The organism is Muricoccus vinaceus (genome assembly GCF_042433125.1).
In the GTDB taxonomy this organism is placed as follows: domain Bacteria; phylum Pseudomonadota; class Alphaproteobacteria; order Acetobacterales; family Acetobacteraceae; genus Roseomonas; species Roseomonas vinacea.
Map to the genome: position 1 here is coordinate 1 of NZ_JBHLVZ010000132.1, position 1256 is coordinate 1256.

Genomic DNA, 1256 nt, shown 5'->3' on the forward strand with positions numbered 1-1256 from the left:
GGCGCAGGGTGGTTTCACGGCCGAGTTCGGGATGGGATCGGGTGTGGCACACTCGCTGTAGGCACCAGGCCACCGGGCCGGAACGTTTGATCTGGATCTCTGCCTGTGATGGGGCGGAGTGATGGTTAGGTGTGTGTTTGCGTGTTGGTGCTGCGTGCGGCGAGGTTTTTAGCCTCATGTTGTGAGGGGTGATGAGTTCGATCGGGCGATTAGGACCGCTCGGCTGCGCTTGTTACCAAGCTTCCACCTGCGGCCTATCAACGTGATGGTCTATCACGGCCCTTGGGGAGACCTCGTCTTGAGGCTGGTTTCCCGCTTAGATGCCTTCAGCGGTTATCCGTTCCGCACTTAGCTACCCGGCGATGCCACTGGCGTGACAACCGGTGCACCAGAGGTGCGTCCATCCCGGTCCTCTCGTACTAGGGACAGATCCTCTCAAGTCTCCAACACCCATGGCAGATAGGGACCGAACTGTCTCACGACGTTCTAAACCCAGCTCACGTACCGCTTTAATCGGCGAACAGCCGAACCCTTGGGACCTGCTCCAGCCCCGGGATGCGATGAGCCGACATCGAGGTGCCAAACCTCCCCGTCGATGTGGACTCTTGGGGGAGATCAGCCTGTTATCCCTAGAGTACCTTTTATCCGTTGAGCGATGGCCCTTCCACGCGGGACCACCGGATCACTAAGGCCGACTTTCGTCTCTGCTCGCGCTGTCGCGCTCGCAGTCAGGCGGGCTTGTGCCTTTGCACTCAACAGCCGATGTCCGACCGGCCTGAGCCCACCATCGCGCGCCTCCGTTACACTTTGGGAGGCGACCGCCCCAGTCAAACTGCCCACCAGGCAGGGTCCCGACCCCGGCTAACGGGGTTCGGTTAGACGCCAGAAAGAAACAGGGTGGTATTTCAAGGTTGCCTCCACCTGAGCTAGCGCCCCGGCTTCATCGGCTCCCACCTATCCTACACAGTTCCTTCCTGGCGCCACTGCCAAGCTGCAGTAAAGGTTCATAGGGTCTTTCCGTCTGACCACGGGTACCCCGCATCTTCACGGGGAATTCAATTTCGCTGAGTCCATGCTGGAGACAGTGGGGAGGTCGTTACGCCATTCGTGCAGGTCGGAACTTACCCGACAAGGAATTTCGCTACCTTAGGACCGTTATAGTTACGGCCGCCGTTTACCGGGGCTTCAGTTCAATGCTCTCACATCTCCCTTTAACCTTCCGGCACCGGGCAGGCGTCAGACCCTATACGTCATCT

At 59.2% G+C, this 1256-nt stretch carries 2 rRNA genes; both read right to left on the minus strand.

The features are described from left to right. Positions 1-69, minus strand: a 5S ribosomal RNA gene (rrf, locus tag ACFFIC_RS29935); the annotation flags it as partial. A 119-nt stretch (positions 70-188) separates the two neighbouring features. After that, a 23S ribosomal RNA gene (locus ACFFIC_RS29940) occupies positions 189-1256 on the minus strand; the annotation flags it as partial.